The 15,324-nt window shown below is 46.1% G+C and carries 12 protein-coding genes and 1 pseudogene; 4 read left to right on the forward strand and 9 right to left on the reverse strand.

All coding sequences use genetic code 11. The annotated features are described in order from the left end of the window. Nucleotides 1-65: 65 nt before the first annotated feature. A complete protein-coding gene (argB, locus tag ATB78_RS25910) occupies nucleotides 66-857 on the reverse strand; it encodes an acetylglutamate kinase (protein WP_009697558.1) in 792 nt (263 codons plus the stop codon). Between the two features lie 21 nt (nucleotides 858-878). Next, nucleotides 879-1,883 (reverse strand): N-acetyl-gamma-glutamyl-phosphate reductase, encoded by a 1,005-nt coding sequence (argC, locus tag ATB78_RS25915; RefSeq protein WP_061010980.1) that lies wholly within the window; start codon nucleotides 1,881-1,883, stop codon nucleotides 879-881. Between the two features lie 144 nt (nucleotides 1,884-2,027). On the opposite strand from argC, the gene argE reads away from it, so the two are divergent. The 3 genes from argE to ATB78_RS25930 all read left to right on the forward strand — a co-directional run bounded on the left by argE (nucleotide 2,028) and on the right by ATB78_RS25930 (nucleotide 7,056). After that, a complete protein-coding gene (gene argE / locus ATB78_RS25920) occupies nucleotides 2,028-3,164 on the forward strand; it encodes an acetylornithine deacetylase (RefSeq protein WP_039842516.1) in 1,137 nt (378 codons plus the stop codon). 279 nt (nucleotides 3,165-3,443) lie between these two features. Next, complete coding sequence (gene ppc, locus ATB78_RS25925; RefSeq protein WP_009705509.1) at nucleotides 3,444-6,077, forward strand: phosphoenolpyruvate carboxylase; 2,634 nt, start codon at nucleotides 3,444-3,446, stop codon at nucleotides 6,075-6,077. A gap of 439 nt (nucleotides 6,078-6,516) precedes the next feature. Further along, on the forward strand, nucleotides 6,517-7,056 hold the full coding sequence (locus tag ATB78_RS25930) for a PadR family transcriptional regulator (RefSeq protein ID WP_009705507.1): 540 nt from the start codon (nucleotides 6,517-6,519) through the stop codon (nucleotides 7,054-7,056). Between the two features lie 70 nt (nucleotides 7,057-7,126). Here ATB78_RS25930 and metF read toward each other — a convergent pair whose 3' ends face one another. From metF to ATB78_RS25945, 3 genes are all read right to left on the reverse strand, one after another. Then, nucleotides 7,127-8,029, reverse strand: a complete 903-nt coding sequence (metF, locus tag ATB78_RS25935; RefSeq protein WP_061010981.1) for a methylenetetrahydrofolate reductase — start codon at nucleotides 8,027-8,029, stop codon at nucleotides 7,127-7,129. 271 nt (nucleotides 8,030-8,300) lie between these two features. Next, nucleotides 8,301-10,709: a bifunctional aspartate kinase/homoserine dehydrogenase II gene (locus tag ATB78_RS25940; protein ID WP_061010982.1), complete on the reverse strand. Its 2,409-nt coding sequence runs from the start codon at nucleotides 10,707-10,709 to the stop codon at nucleotides 8,301-8,303. A gap of 17 nt (nucleotides 10,710-10,726) precedes the next feature. Then, nucleotides 10,727-11,887, reverse strand: coding sequence for an O-succinylhomoserine (thiol)-lyase (locus ATB78_RS25945; protein ID WP_061010983.1), 1,161 nt, complete (start codon nucleotides 11,885-11,887; stop codon nucleotides 10,727-10,729). Nucleotides 11,888-12,116: 229 nt separating this feature from the next. Between ATB78_RS25945 and metJ the strand changes: the two genes are divergently transcribed. Further along, the gene (gene metJ / locus ATB78_RS25950; protein ID WP_005432736.1) at nucleotides 12,117-12,437 is read left to right on the forward strand and encodes a met regulon transcriptional regulator MetJ; all 321 of its coding nucleotides are present in this window, start codon (nucleotides 12,117-12,119) and stop codon (nucleotides 12,435-12,437) included. A 111-nt stretch (nucleotides 12,438-12,548) separates the two neighbouring features. Here the strand turns inward: metJ and ATB78_RS25955 are convergent, their stop codons facing one another. The 4 genes and pseudogenes from ATB78_RS25955 to ATB78_RS25970 form a co-directional block, all read right to left on the reverse strand. Continuing rightward, nucleotides 12,549-13,826 carry a malic enzyme-like NAD(P)-binding protein gene (locus ATB78_RS25955; RefSeq protein ID WP_005451474.1) on the reverse strand — a complete coding sequence of 426 codons (1,278 nt, stop codon included), beginning with the start codon at nucleotides 13,824-13,826 and terminating at the stop codon, nucleotides 12,549-12,551. A 207-nt stretch (nucleotides 13,827-14,033) separates the two neighbouring features. After that, on the reverse strand, nucleotides 14,034-14,510 hold the full coding sequence (bfr, locus tag ATB78_RS25960) for a bacterioferritin (protein ID WP_005438394.1): 477 nt from the start codon (nucleotides 14,508-14,510) through the stop codon (nucleotides 14,034-14,036). A gap of 74 nt (nucleotides 14,511-14,584) precedes the next feature. Next, nucleotides 14,585-14,773, reverse strand: coding sequence for a bacterioferritin-associated ferredoxin (locus tag ATB78_RS25965; protein WP_005451472.1), 189 nt, complete (start codon nucleotides 14,771-14,773; stop codon nucleotides 14,585-14,587). A gap of 336 nt (nucleotides 14,774-15,109) precedes the next feature. Continuing rightward, a pseudogene (locus ATB78_RS25970) lies at nucleotides 15,110-15,324 on the reverse strand (elongation factor Tu); the annotation flags it as partial.

The raw sequence follows: 15,324 nt of genomic DNA on the forward strand, positions 1-15,324 counted from the left end.
CTGCTCTCGGCGGTCAGTGCCAACCACTTCCTAATGTTGAATTCTTTAACTGTTTTGCTTCTGCTTTATTGCGGCAGAAACTGCGTTCCAATACTTTCACCCGCGAATAGCTGGTTCAGTTTCTCTGGGTAACGCCATGTCGCGACTTCGATAGGACGACCAAGATCATTGGCGGCCTCCAAAGCGGCTTTAACTTTGACGATCATGCCGTCGGTGATCACTTGCCCTTTGATCAATGCATCGGCTTCTTGCTCAGATAGCGTTTTGATCAAATGCCCTTTGCCATCGAGTACACCGCTCACATCAGACAGAAGCACTAACTCCGCATCCAATGCTCCGGCCACAGCAACCGCAGCTTGGTCAGCATTCACATTCATCATCTGACCTTTTTCAGTCAGACCAATTGAGCTGATGATCGGCAGTGCACCTGCGTTTAGCACCGCTTGTAATAGGGTTGAATCACCCGGTGATGCTTTGCCTACAGCGCCTAGCTCTGGGTCAAGTTCTTCAACATGACATAACCCACCATCAGCGAGACTAAGACCTACAGCGTTTAGACCATCCGCAATCGCTTGACCTTGAAGCAATTTGTTTGCTGTGCCTGCAAGCGCGCCTGCAATCACAGGAATTTGCTCATAAGGCGTCACGCGAAGACCGTTTTTCTTTACGGTTTCAAGCTGAAGCTTTGCCATCAACTCATCAACTAGGTAGCCACCGCCATGAACGATGGCGATTTGTCGCTGTGCCGACTTTTGGTAAGCCGCAATGGCGCCAAACAGTTGGCTTAAGGTTTGAGTGCAAGATAGAGCTGCACCACCGAGCTTAATGACTAAAGGAGCTTGATTGGTTTGCGTCATCGCATTTCCCTCTTTCAACGACTACAGCAACGCTGTCAGTTCTGGGTAACCGTAATGAATATTGAGACATTGCATCGCTTGACTCGATGCACCTTTAAGTAGGTTGTCGATCGCCGAAATCACAATGATGTGTTCGCCTTGTACCTTCCATCCGATATCACAGAAAGGGGTATTTTCGACATCCTGAATACGTGGAATACCATCACCTTTAAGACGAACCGCAGGCTTGCCTTGGTAAGCTTGTTCAAACGCTTTCACCACCTGTGCTTCCGTCACGCCTTGCGACAGTTTCATGGTGATCGTGGCAAGAATGCCGCGTTTGAAGTTGCCTAGATGCGGAGTAAATATCACATCGCAACCTAAATGCTGAGCAACCTCTGGTTGGTGACGATGGTTAAAGACACCGTAAGGTTGCAAGCTCACTTCGCAGAAGCTGTTAACCATGGAAGCTTTCCGCCCTGCACCTGATACACCACTGGTTGCGTTAATCACAGGCCATTGGTTGGTATCCAGTAATGCGTGTTCTAATAAAGGTTTGATTGCAAGCTGTGAAGCGGTTGGGTAGCAACCTGCCACTGCAATCAAAGGAGTGGTTTTTATTGATTCTTGGTTCCACTCTGCTAAGCCGTATGCTGCTTTATCTAGCCAGTTGTTATATTGATGTTCGAAGCCATAAAAGGTGTTGTAGAAGCCTTCGCTTTTCACACGAAATGCACCCGATAAATCGAATACCTGACATCCCGCCTCTAGGAAAATTGGGGCTAGGTCGTGACTCACTTCATGGGCCGTTGCCAGAAAGACCACTTCTGACGCTTGAGCAACCTGCTCAGGGTCAGTCAGCGGCGAAACTGGCATATCAATCACACCCGCTAACTTGCCGTGCAATTGAGCAATATTCTTTCCTGCATCTACGCTATTGGCGGAAACGTATAAACCTGATAGCTTGAGTTCAGGGTGTTTGTTGACCATTAAAGCCAACTCTGCGCCGGTGTAGCCGCTGGCTCCGATAATCGTGGTTTTTAGCATTACATGACATCCATATACTTAAGGCTCAAAGTGATTATTCATATTTAATTTTTGCTTTATTTTGATTTTTTATTCAATAAATATGATTTAATATGTGTTTTACATTTTTGTGCTCTGTCTGTCAACAGGAGAATTGAAGAATCCATGCAATTACCAAGTTTTCTAGAGGTCTATGAAGGACTGATCAGTACCTCTTCGATAAGCTCAACCGATCCAAGTTGGGATCAAGGCAATGCCAAAGTGATCGAGAAGCTGGCATCTTGGTTTAAAGATCTTGGCTTTAGTGTTGAAGTGATCGAAGTGGAACCAGGCAAACACAATATGATCGCACGTATGGGTGACGGTGAAGGCGGCTTACTTCTCGCAGGCCACAGTGATACCGTGCCATTTGATGAAGGGCGCTGGAGTTTTGATCCACATAAGCTGACCGAGAAAGACAACCGCTTTTACGGTTTAGGTACGGCGGATATGAAAGGCTTCTTTGCCTTTATTTATGAAGCGGTAAAGAAAGTCGACTGGAGTAAGCAGACCAAGCCGCTTTATGTGTTGGCGACCTGTGATGAAGAAACCACTATGCTAGGTGCGCGTCATTTCACTGAGAACGCGCCGTTTAAACCGGATTACTGCATCATTGGTGAACCTACTAGCCTAGTGCCTATTCGTGGTCACAAAGGACATGTGGCAAATGCTATTCGCGTAACGGGTAAATCTGGTCACTCATCGGATCCAGCACTTGGTGTCAACGCCATTGAAATCATGCATGAGGTCATGTTTGCCATGATGCAACTGCGTGACAAGCTAGTGAAAGAGTACCACCATCCGGGTTTTGCCATTCCGAGCCCTACCCTAAACCTTGGTCATATTCATGGCGGTGACAGTGCAAACCGTATTTGCGGTTGTTGTGAACTGCATTATGACGTGCGTCCTCTTCCTGGTATTAGCCTTGATGGTTTAGAGAACATGCTGCGCGGAGCCTTGAAAGAAGTCGAAGCGAAATGGCCAGGGCGATTAGAAATTATTCCCCTGCACGAGCCAATTCCGGGTTACGAATGTCAACACGATCACCCATTTATCGGTGGTGTTGAAGAGATCTGCCAAACCAGTTCAGAAACCGTTAACTACTGTACTGAAGCACCATTTCTTCAACAGTTGTGCCCAACCTTAGTTCTTGGTCCTGGCTCTATTGACCAAGCCCACCAACCAGATGAATTCCTCTCTTTCGACTTTATTGACCCAACTATCGATGTGCTGTCACGTGCGATGGTGAAATATTGTTGTTAGTCGCATTCTGTACTTTCCTGACAATGCAGCTCGATTGGGCTGCATTTTGTTATCTACGCCACTCATCTTCTAGCACGCTATATCCTTCTTTTAGTGAGCGATTTTGTAATTAATTTTCACTTCAAGCGGTATAAGCTGACCTAATTTTGCTCTAAATCAGGAGAGCAGTGGAATAATTGCAAACTTACTCTGCTTTATTTGACTAGAACTGGTGGTTTTCGCTAGATTGGAGTCTTAACAAGGACAATGGATGTAGTTTTTTTACGAGGCAGGATGACAATGAACGAGAAATACGCCGCACTCAAAAGTAATGTGCGCATGTTGGGCCACCTTCTGGGTAACACAATTCGTGATGCTCATGGCGAAGAAATCTTCGAGAAAGTGGAAACCATTCGTAAATTATCCAAATCGGCTCAAGCTGGGAATAATGCTGACAGAGACAGCTTAATAGAAGAAATTAAAAGCCTACCAGATGAGCAATTAACGCCCGTGACCCGTGCGTTCAACCAATTTCTAAACCTGACCAATATTGCTGAGCAATACCACACCATTTCACGCCATTGTGAAGAGCACATCTGCGAGCCTGACGCAATTAACTCGCTGTTCTCAAAGCTAGTGCAAAATGATGTGAGCAAGCTAGACACGGCACAAGCGGTTCGCGACCTGAACATTGAATTGGTTCTAACTGCGCACCCAACCGAAATCACTCGTCGCACCATGATCAACAAACTGGTGAAGATCAACGAGTGCCTATCTAAGCTAGAGCTGAGCGATCTCTCTTTCAAAGAGCGTAAAAAAACTGAACGTCGCCTTGAGCAACTTATCGTTCAAAGCTGGCACTCTGACGTTATCCGTCAGCAGCGCCCAACGCCTCTTGATGAAGCCAAGTGGGGCTTTGCGGTTGTAGAGAACTCACTATGGGAAGCAGTACCTGACTTCCTACGTGAAATGAACGACCGTCTAAAATCATACCTTGGCGAAGGTCTACCAATTGATGCCCGCCCTGTGCACTTCTCATCTTGGATGGGTGGTGACCGTGACGGTAACCCATTTGTAACCCACAGCGTGACTCGTGAAGTACTGCTTCTGTCTCGCTGGAAAGCGGCAGACCTATACCTCAATGACATCAACGAACTGATCAGCGAACTGTCGATGACAGTGTGCAACGACAAAGTTCGTGAGCTTGCCGGTGATGATCAGCACGAACCATACCGTGCGATCCTAAAACAGCTTCGTTCACTATTGAACGAAACGAAAGACATTCTAGACGCGAAAGTTCATGGCCAGAAACTGGCAGTCAAAGCGCCACTGCAAAAAGTAGAGCAGCTTTGGGAACCACTCTACGCGTGTTACCAATCACTAAACGAATGTGGCATGGGCGTGATTGCTAACGGCTCACTGCTGGATACACTACGCCGTGTTAAAGCATTCGGTATTCACCTAGTTCGTCTCGATATCCGTCAAGAAAGTACTCGTCATGCCGACGTTCTATCTGAACTGACTCGTTACCTAGGTATTGGTGACTACGAGCAGTGGAGCGAGCAAGATAAGGTAGCTTTCCTAACTAACGAACTTGCATCTAAACGCCCTCTTCTACCTCGTGACTGGGAACCATCAGAGCCAGTTAAAGAGGTTTTGGATACCTGTAAGATTGTTGCAGCACAACCTCGTGAAGCATTCGGTGCTTACGTTATCTCAATGGCGCGTACCGCTTCTGATGTACTTGCCGTACACCTACTGCTACAGGAAGCAGGCTGTCCTTACCGCATGGACGTATGTCCTCTGTTCGAAACGCTAGACGATTTGAACAACGCGGAAGCGGTAATCAAACAGCTGATGGGCATCGACCTATACCGCGGCTTTATCCAAAACCACCAAATGGTGATGATCGGCTACTCTGATTCTGCAAAAGATGCGGGCGTAATGTCAGCAGGCTGGGCTCAATACCACGCGATGGATTCACTGGTTAAGGTTGCAGAAGAAGAAGGCGTAGAACTTACACTGTTCCACGGTCGTGGCGGTACGATTGGTCGTGGTGGTGCGCCTGCTCATGCAGCACTACTGTCTCAACCACCTAAGAGTCTGAAAGGCGGCCTGCGCGTAACAGAGCAAGGTGAGATGATCCGCTTTAAACTAGGTCTACCTGATGTTGCCGTTAACAGTTTCAACCTGTACGCGAGTGCAATCCTTGAAGCGAACCTACTGCCACCACCAGAGCCTAAACAAGAGTGGCGCGACCTAATGGACGTGCTGTCTGAAGTGAGCTGTGAAGCCTACCGTAGCGTCGTTCGTGGCGAGCCGGACTTCGTACCTTACTTCCGCCAAGCAACACCTGAGCTTGAGCTAGGTAAACTGCCTCTAGGCTCTCGCCCTGCAAAGCGTAATCCAAACGGTGGCGTAGAAAGCTTGCGTGCGATTCCATGGATCTTCTCTTGGAGCCAAAACCGCTTGGTTCTACCTGCATGGCTAGGTGCTGGTGAAGCAATTCAATACTCGGTAGACAAAGGTCATCAGGCGCTACTGGAAGAGATGTGTCGTGAATGGCCATTCTTCTCAACTCGCCTAGGCATGCTTGAGATGGTGTACACCAAGTGCAACATGGAAATCTCTCGTTACTATGATCAACGCCTAGTTGAGACGCCACTTCAGCCATTGGGTGACCGACTGCGTGAACAGCTTCAACGTGATATTAAGTCCGTACTGAACGTAGAGAACAACGAGAACCTGATGCAAAGCGACCCTTGGGGCCAAGAATCAATCCGCCTACGTAACATCTACGTAGAGCCATTGAACATGCTTCAAGCGGAGTTGCTATACCGTACTCGTCAAACAGAAGAAGCTTCTGCAAATCTAGAAGAAGCATTGATGGTGACAATTGCTGGTATTGCCGCTGGTATGCGTAACACAGGTTAACTTAGCTACGCTAAAAGCATTAAAAGGCTGAGCTCTTGCTCAGCCTTTATTACTAATCACCAATCACTTCTACTATTTGAGCAATACGCAACCAGCTCATTAATCCAAAAAGAAAACAAAAAGTCTCTTAAAAACAAAATAAATCACTACACAAAAACACTATTGAGTATTTTATTAGTTTTTTTGGGTAATTTTGTCCTACTATTCCACTTCATGCTTATTATTTATATACTACTTGCCTGCTGGAAGCTCACAAGTCCAATCAAATAAGCTCCAGCTCGATGGAAACATCCATCACTCTAGGTGATAAACGGCTTTAAGGTGACAGGACCAACATTGTTGGTGCTATTTACACATAAAAAACTCAAGCGCCAATAAGAGCGCAACTGAAAGTGTAGATAGCTTGTTTACAAGTTTATTGACCATTTGGATTGAAGACATGTCATTACCACACGTAATTTTAACTGTACTTAGCACTCGCGACGCTACCGGTTACGACATCACTAAAGAATTCTCAGCTAGCATCGGTTACTTCTGGAAAGCAAGCCACCAACAAGTTTATCGTGAACTTAATAAAATGGCTGAGAAAGAACTGGTTACTTGCGTATTAGAACCTCAAGAAGGCAAACCAGACCGTAAGGTATACTCAATCACTGACGCTGGTCGTAGCGCTCTGGGCGAGTGGTTTGATCAACCAACTGCACACCCAACAGTACGTGATGAGTTCTCTGCAAAGCTAATGGCTTGTGCAGTGCAACCAGCGACGCCGTTCCGCGATCAACTTTCTGAGCTTGTAGAAGAGTCTCGCAAACTGGTTTCTCACTACAAAGAGATTGAAGCAGCGTACTACGCAACGCCATCAACACTAGACAAACAAGCGCGTCTTGAGCGTCTAACACTTCGTCGCAACTTAATGCTACGTGAAGCGTGGATTAACTGGGCAGAAGAAGTGCTAACAGAACTTGAAGTGATCGGCTAATTCGTCACTTTAAATGAAACGAAAAAGGCTTGCCGATGGGCAAGCCTTTTGTTTATTTAGGAAAAGCGTATTAAGCGCTTACTGCAACTTGTGGACGAACACCTAGAGTGTGGCAAAGTGCATAAGTCATCTCTGCACGGTTCAATGTGTAGAAGTGAAAATCTTTTACACCTTCACGGCTTAATACACGAACCATATCAATCGCTTGGCTTGCACCCACGAGCTGACGCGTCACTGGGTCATCATCTAGGCCTTCAAACTGCTTACTCATCCAGCCTGGTACTTTCACATTGTTCTGCGCCGCAAAGCGAGAGGCTTGTTTGAAGTTAGAAACTGGCAAAATACCTGGGACAATTTCAACATCAATTCCTGCCGCGACACAGCGGTCACGGAAGCGTAGGTAAGACTCCACATCGAAGAAGAATTGGGTAATTGCACGGTTTGCACCTGCATCTACCTTACGCTTTAGGTTAAGCAGATCTGATTGAGCGCTTTTCGCTTCTGGGTGAACTTCTGGGAAAGCGGCTACTGAAATATCGAAATCATGGCGCGCTTTAAGCAACTCTACCAAGTCCGAAGCGTACATATCTGGCGCACCGCCACCTGGTGGAATGTCACCACGTAGGGCAACAATGTTCTTGATACCGTTATTCCAATAGTCATCTGCAATGTTGATGAGTTCATCACGAGATGCATCGATACAAGTTAAGTGAGGCGCAGCCACAAGACCTGTCGCCGCTTTGATTTCTTTAATGATGGAATGGGTTCTATCACGTTCACCTGAGTTGGCACCGTACGTAACAGATACAAATTTTGGTTGAAGGGTTTTAAGGCGGTGTACTGAGTTCCACAGTGTTTCTTCCATCTTCTCACTGCTTGGTGGAAAAAACTCAAATGAGACGTTGATATTGTCTGATAGTTCAGCGATATTCTGGTTTAAGGCATCGATGTGCCCTGCATGCGTGTATCCCATCTTACTCTCCCTGTGGCAACTCCACCACGAAATCAAAATTCCTTAAATCGCCGTTTAGACGTCTATATGTCTACAGAATGTATTGAATGCGATTTAATGTCAACCTTGTGATTATGAATTTTTCTCAAGTTCATGATGAGGATAGTTCAAGTTCCTGTATGACCAATCCTTAGCCAAAACGACCAATCCAGTATGGCATTATCCAAATAATAAAAAACCCCGGAGACAGTCCGAGGTTTTGTTGTCGTTCGCAAAAATGCTTCAGCGAGATTTAGAACAAGCCCGCTAGGCGGTTAAGGTCCGATTGAATCGCACCAGCCGTTACTTCGCGCCCCGCACCAGGGCCGCGAATCACCAAAGGGTTGTCTTTGTACCACTTACTCTCAATGGCAAAGATGTTGTCGCACGGCAACAAGTTCGCTAATGCGTGTTCACGTGACAACGCTTCTACACCCACCGTTGCTTTACCATTGCGTTCTAGGCGTGCGACGTAACGTAGCACCTGGTCGTTTCTCTGCGCCTTGGTCAAACGCTCTTGAAGAATCTCGCTGAGAATATCACCTTGGTCGAAGAAAGCATCAATGCTCAAATCACGTAATTCCTCAGGAACGAGTGACTCAACCTTCACGCTCTCAGGTTCAATATTTAAACCAGACTCACGAGCTAAGATAACCAGCTTGCGCATCACGTCAGAGCCATCTAAATCGGAGCGAGGATCAGGCTCAGTCAAACCTTGTTGCCATGCCAAGTCGACAAGCTCCGCAAAAGGTACCGAACCGTCAAACTGTTGGAATAGCCACGATAACGTACCCGAGAAAATGCCTGATAGTGCAACAATATCGTCGCCACTTTCACGTAAATCTCGAACCGTATGGTTTATCGGTAGCCCAGCCCCCACTGTCGCGTTGTAAAGCCAATGACGACCGATCTTCGCAAAAGCATCTTGCACTTGATGGTAGTATTGGCTGTCTGCTGCCCCCGCCACTTTGTTTGCAGAGATCAAGTGAATACCTTGCTGTGCGATGTCAACATAACGGGCAGCGAGCTCCTTGCTTGCCGTAACATCAAGCACGACCGCTTCATCGTAATTTTGCAGAGCGCCCAGTTTATTGAGCCAGTGACCGTCATTCTCAATGCTTTCATCATCGAAGCGCTGGGCAACCGTTGCTGCATTAATGCCGTTTTCATCGAACCAGTAAGTCTGGCTGTCTACAACGGCCACTAAATCAAAGCTCATGCCGTGGCGTTTTTCGAGCTCTTCTTTTTGCTCAGAAAACAACGATAACCAACTTGAACCAATGTTACCTTTACCACACAAGGCCACCGCTACGCGCTTCTGCGCTTGAAACAGCTGGCTATGAATACGTTGAACTAACTCTTCGACTTCTGCACGGCGTAGTACAGCGACCAAGCTCAAGCCAGATTCCGTCTCTGAGATAAACTCAACAGGCGCATGCTTAAGTTGCTGGTAAAAACCAAAGCAGTGGTTTGCGTTTTTCGTCACACCAGCGCCAACGGCAGCTAGCAATGAATACCCTTCTTTCAGTTTGATTTCCGCTTCAACGGCAAGCTCTTGTAGATAAGTTAATGCGCCGCCAGCAATCTCTGCCGTGTACGCCAAACGCAAGGTTTGCTGATCCTCTTGCGCTTCAAATGCTAGTGGCTCCAATTGAGCGCGCTTTAACGCTTGCAGCACTTCTTTCTGTGCTCGCTCAAAATCATGGCCATGCACAAATGAAAGTTGCACCATTAGTACTTCATCAAGGGAAGTAATGATCTTCGCACCACGACCCGAGGCTAATACACGTTCAATACGCGTTGAGCCAGATTCTGGTTGATAGCTGCACTTTAGGTTCAAATCCATCGCACTTTGAGCAACAGGCTGAAGCGTACGGCTGTGCAGTACTGGGGCTGCTAAACGAGCAAGTTCACTCGCCTCATCTAAACGCAGCAGAGGTAACAGGCATGCATCCGACACCAAACGCGGGTCTGCGCTATACACACCAGCGACATCACTCCAGATTGTCACGGTATTTACTTCCGCCAACGCACCAATCACAGTGGCTGAGTAATCTGAACCATTGCGACCTAACAGAACGGTTTCACCCGCATTATTCTGCGCCATGAAACCCGTAATGATGACGCGCTTATGGTTATGTTGAGTTAACGCTTCTTTAATAAGAGCATAAGAACGAGCACGATCGACTTCTGGCTGCGTACCTGCTTCTGCGCGCAAAAAGGCACGTGAGTCTTGAGCGACTGCTGGCAAGTCTTGCTGAGATAATAATGCGGCTAGCAATCGGGAAGACCAGACTTCACCATGCCCAAGTACTGCGGCTTTTTGTGCTTCTGTTAGCGGAGCTGTCAACTCAGCTAAGGTACTGAATTCATCTTGAAGTGAAGCAAGCACCTGCGCTTGGGCTTCTCCTTCTAACAAAGCTTCAACTAACTCTGTCTGGAACTGACGTAAGTTTTGCAGCGCTTCGTGTGCGATGCGGCCGTCTTTGTCCAACCCTTCCAAAAATTCAATCAAGCGGTTAGTGGTTTTGCCTGCTGCGGACACCACCACTAAATCATTTTCTGATGAATACTCTTTAAGGATCCCCACGACGCGTTGGTAACACTCTGGGTTTGCTAAGCTGCTACCACCAAATTTATGCAGCTGACGTTGTACACTCATGACCTTTTCTCTCCCAATTACTGTGCTGCTTTCGCGAACGCTTGCTCAAGATCAGCAATCAGATCTTGCGCATCTTCTAAGCCAACTGATAAACGCAGTAACTGTTGAGAAACGCCTGCTTCAGCCAGAGCTTCTTCACCCATCGCACGATGCGTCATTGAAGCAGGGTGACAAATCAAGCTTTCTACACCACCTAGCGACTCAGCAAGGGAGAACAGGTCAAGCTCTTTAACAAACACTTTTAATTGCTCAAACGAACCGGTAAATTCAAAGCTCAGCATAGAGCCAAAGCCTGATTGTTGTTTTTTCGCGATGTCATGACCCGGATGCTCTGGCAGACTCGGATGATAAATCTTCGCTACCAAAGATTGTGTTTGCAGATACGCCAACACTTGCTGAGAACTTTCTTCATGGACTCGCATTCGCGCACCCAGCGTGCGAATTCCACGGAGCGTCATATAACTGTCGAATGGCGTACCCGTAGCGCCAATGCAGTTACCCCACCATGCTAATTCTTCAGCATGCTCTTCGCTCTTGGTGATCACCACACCACCAATCACGTCAGAGTGACCATTAATGTATTTCGTCGTTGAGTGGATAACAAAATCCGCACCAAGCTCCAAAGGCTTTTGGTACACAGGTGTCAAAAAGGTATTGTCCACTGCGACTAAAGCGCCGACTTGTTTTGCTTTCTCACACACAGCCGCAATATCAACAACGCGTACGAGCGGGTTTGATGGTGTCTCTAACAAGATAAGCTTTGGCTTTTTCGCAATCGCCGCATCCAACGCTTGCTGATCCGATTGGTCAACAAACTGCACTTTAAAGTCGCCTTTGTTAGCACGAGTATTGAACAAACGGTAAGTACCGCCGTAGCAATCATGCGGCGCGACAATTAAGTCATCAGGTCCAAGAAACGCCGATACCCAAAGGTTCAATGCAGAAGTCCCGCAGTTAGTGACAACCGCGCCTTTGCCTGATTCAAGCTCATACAGTGCTTTTTCTAACAAGCCTCGGTTTGGGTTACCAGAACGGGTGTAATCGTATTGTGGAACTTCGCCAAACGCAGGGAAGCCGTAGTTAGTAGAAAGGTAGATTGGTGGTACAACAGCGTGATATTGACTGTCTGACTCGATACCAGTGCGTACAGCAATGGTCGCAGGCTTACGGGTGCTCATGGGTGTATCCTTTCACGGGTGGTGACATCTAAATGGGAATGCGCTATATCTAGCTTGTATTGCTCAATTGATTAACACTCTTCCCTAACTATTAACCTCACTTTACTTGTCTAAAAATGAGACGTCAACACTTCTAGACGTCTATATGTCTTTGCTTATGGCAGTAAATGCAGCTAAAATCAGCACCTATATTTATTTCTCTAACTTATTACATTAATGAAGGTGCGCAATGGCTGACTGGAATGGCGAATACATTAGCCCGTATGCTGAGCACGGTAAAAAAAGCGAACAAGTAAAAAAAATTACCGTCTCTATCCCGCTAAAAGTTTTAAAAGTGCTGACTGATGAGCGAACTCGCCGCCAGATCAACAACTTACGCCATGCGACTAACAGTGAACTACTATGTGAAGCGTTCCTACATGCTTACACAGGTCAACCACTGCCAACAGATGAAGACCTTCGTAAAGACCGTCCAGATGATATTCCGACGGAAGCGAAAGCACTGATGACAGCAATGGGCATCGAATTCGAAGCGTTTGACGAAGAATAATTGCTTACAAATTCGTCAAGATGAGAACCTGCACCGGGGGCAGTTTCAAACCAAACGAAAAAGGGACGCACTGGCGTCCCTTTTGTTTATCTGAAGCGTCTACTCTACTAATTACTCAGCCATGTAGTTTTCAGGCATTTCAATACGCGCCACACCTGAATCAACTGCAGCTTGTGCTACTGCTTTTGCTACGCGTGGTAATAGACGTGGGTCCATTGGCTTTGGAATGATGTAGTCAGAGCCAAACTCTAGCTTGTCTACACCTGCCGCCTTCAATACAGCTTCTGGAACTGGCTCTTTTGCCAATTCACGAATCGCATCAACTGCCGCTAGCTTCATTTCATCATTAATCTCGCTTGCACGTACATCTAACGCACCACGGAAAATGAATGGGAAGCAAAGTACGTTGTTTACTTGGTTCGGGTAGTCGCTACGACCAGTACCCATGATCAAATCGTCACGCACTTCGTGAGCCAATTCTGGTTTGATTTCTGGGTCTGGGTTTGAACATGCGAACACCACTGGTTTATCTGCCATTAGCTTCAATGCTTCTGCAGGTAGTAAGTTTGGACCCGATACACCCAAGAACAGATCCGCACCTTCAATAACATCTTCTAACGTGCGCTTGTCAGTGTTGTTTGCGAATAGTTGTTTGTATTCGTTTAGGTCGTCACGACGTGTATGGATCACCCCTTTACGATCCAGCATGTAGATCTTCTCGCGCATTGCGCCACATTTGATCAACAGCTCCATACATGCCACAGCCGCAGCACCCGCACCAAGACAAACGATGGTTGATTCTTCTAACTTCTTACCTTGCAGCTCGATTGCATTCAACATACCTGCTGCCGTTACGATCGCTGTACCGTGTTGATCGTCGTGGAATACTGGTACGTCACAACGTTCAATCAGACGCTTTTCAATCTCAAAACAATCTGGTGCTTTGATATCTTCTAAGTTAATACCACCGAATGTATCAGCAATGTTTGCTACTGTGTCGACAAATTCGTCGATCGTGCGGTGTTTTACTTCGATATCAATTGAGTCTAAACCAGCAAAGCGTTTGAACAATAGCGCTTTACCTTCCATTACTGGTTTAGAAGCTAGTGGGCCAAGGTTACCAAGACCAAGAATAGCCGTGCCGTTAGAAATAACCGCAACCATGTTGCCCTTCGCTGTGTACTTATACACGTTGTCAGCGTTTTGTGCGATTTCACGTACAGGCTCTGCAACACCAGGGCTGTATGCAAGAGCAAGATCATTTGCAGTTTCAGCAGGCTTAGTCAACTCTACTGCAATTTTTCCTGGAGTTGGGTATGCATGGTAATCCAATGCTTGTTGGCGGCGTTCTTCTTCTGGGGTGACTTCTTGGCGATTGTCTTCAGACATGGATCGTTTCTCTTTTGTTATTTTTTCGGTAAGGGGGAATAAATTCTAAAGGATAGAAGTCAATCTTCATAGGCTAGATTGCGAGCGATATCCTTAAAAAGGCCGATAATAAAAGAGATTAGACCAGATATTAGTGATGAGCACCTAGTTTACAGGTCAGGTGCTCTTTGAATCACTTCGTTCAGATGAGAAAACAGCGTTATCTTCTCACTCTTCGTCAACGTACTGTGCTTGCAGATAATTCTCTATGCCGGACATTTCGATCAAGCCAAGTTGTGTCTCAAGCCAATCAACATGCTCTTCTTCATCCTCTAAGATCTCTTGGAAAAGATCTCGAGATACGTAATCACGAACGTCTTCAGCATAAGCAATCGCATCTTTTAAATCGGGAATCGCGGCCATCTCGAGCTTTAAGTCGCACTCAAGCATTTCTTTGGTATCTTCTCCAATCATTAGCTTACCGAGATCCTGTAAGTTAGGTAGCCCTTCTAAAAACAAGATACGTTCGATCAGATGATCAGCGTGCTTCATTTCATCAATCGATTCGTGGTACTCCTTGTCAGCAAGATGCTTTAAGCCCCAGTCTTTATACATTCGAGCATGAAGGAAATATTGATTGATAGCGACGAGCTCGTTGCCGAGCACTTTATTGAGATGTTGGATTATGATTGGATCGCCTTTCATGACAAAGCCCTCCTCTTTGGCTTCATTTAAATGTAGAAGCAAATGAGAAGGTGTCAAAAAGCCCTAACTAATAATTAGCTAGCTTGTTTCAGTGTTAAGTATTCCGTTTCAGCTAAAATTTCTTTTGCTTGCTTGATGCACTTGCCACATTGGCTACCTAGAGCAGTACATCGTTTGATTCCTTTAATGTCGGTTACGCCTTCATCTATCGCCAACTTCCTAATTTTCTTGTCAGAGACACCATGGCAAAGACAAACGTACATATTCAAAACCTTTAAATTTTACTTTGGTATGAAATATAAACAAGAATCGTTCTTGTTACCAGTTGTATTAAGGCGAATTACAGAACGTTTTGTTATAACGGTCTGGACCGTTTTGGCAGTTTTCAGTGACTTAGCAGATAGCTAAAAAGAAGAGAAAATCGAGTAGAACTAAGATCATGTTTTTAAGGAACAAAAAGCATGATTAAGAATGACGGGCTTATAACCATATTGAAAAGAGGAATAGCAGGTATAAAAAAGGGAAGCCTTAGCTTCCCTTTTTCTAGCGCTTTCTTCAAAAAGAAGAAGAGTGCAAGATTACGATTAATTCAGTAAGAATTAGTCGAAGATCTTAGCAACAACACCAGCACCTACAGTACGGCCACCTTCACGGATAGCGAAACGTAGACCTTCGTCCATAGCGATTGGAGCGATTAGCTCAACTTGCATTTGGATGTTGTCGCCTGGCATTACCATTTCTACGCCTTCTGGTAGAGAGATGTCACCAGTTACGTCAGTTGTACGGAAGTAGAACTGTGGACGGTAGCCTTTGA

Source organism: Vibrio sp. CUB2, assembly GCF_001557945.1.
Taxonomy (GTDB): domain Bacteria; phylum Pseudomonadota; class Gammaproteobacteria; order Enterobacterales; family Vibrionaceae; genus Vibrio; species Vibrio owensii.

Excerpts from the sequence above, each read along its gene's own strand:
- argB (WP_009697558.1), bottom strand. The coding sequence starts at position 857 with ATGACGCAAACCAATCAAGCTCCTTTAGTCATTAAGCTCGGTGGTGCA.
- argC (WP_061010980.1), bottom strand. The coding sequence starts at position 1,883 with ATGCTAAAAACCACGATTATCGGAGCCAGCGGCTACACCGGCGCAGAG.
- argE (WP_039842516.1), top strand. The coding sequence starts at position 2,028 with ATGCAATTACCAAGTTTTCTAGAGGTCTATGAAGGACTGATCAGTACC.
- ppc (WP_009705509.1), top strand. The coding sequence starts at position 3,444 with ATGAACGAGAAATACGCCGCACTCAAAAGTAATGTGCGCATGTTGGGC.
- ATB78_RS25930 (WP_009705507.1), top strand. The coding sequence starts at position 6,517 with ATGTCATTACCACACGTAATTTTAACTGTACTTAGCACTCGCGACGCT.
- metF (WP_061010981.1), bottom strand. The coding sequence starts at position 8,029 with ATGGGATACACGCATGCAGGGCACATCGATGCCTTAAACCAGAATATC.
- ATB78_RS25940 (WP_061010982.1), bottom strand. The coding sequence starts at position 10,709 with ATGAGTGTACAACGTCAGCTGCATAAATTTGGTGGTAGCAGCTTAGCA.
- ATB78_RS25945 (WP_061010983.1), bottom strand. The coding sequence starts at position 11,887 with ATGAGCACCCGTAAGCCTGCGACCATTGCTGTACGCACTGGTATCGAG.
- metJ (WP_005432736.1), top strand. The coding sequence starts at position 12,117 with ATGGCTGACTGGAATGGCGAATACATTAGCCCGTATGCTGAGCACGGT.
- ATB78_RS25955 (WP_005451474.1), bottom strand. The coding sequence starts at position 13,826 with ATGTCTGAAGACAATCGCCAAGAAGTCACCCCAGAAGAAGAACGCCGC.
- bfr (WP_005438394.1), bottom strand. The coding sequence starts at position 14,510 with ATGAAAGGCGATCCAATCATAATCCAACATCTCAATAAAGTGCTCGGC.
- ATB78_RS25965 (WP_005451472.1), bottom strand. The coding sequence starts at position 14,773 with ATGTACGTTTGTCTTTGCCATGGTGTCTCTGACAAGAAAATTAGGAAG.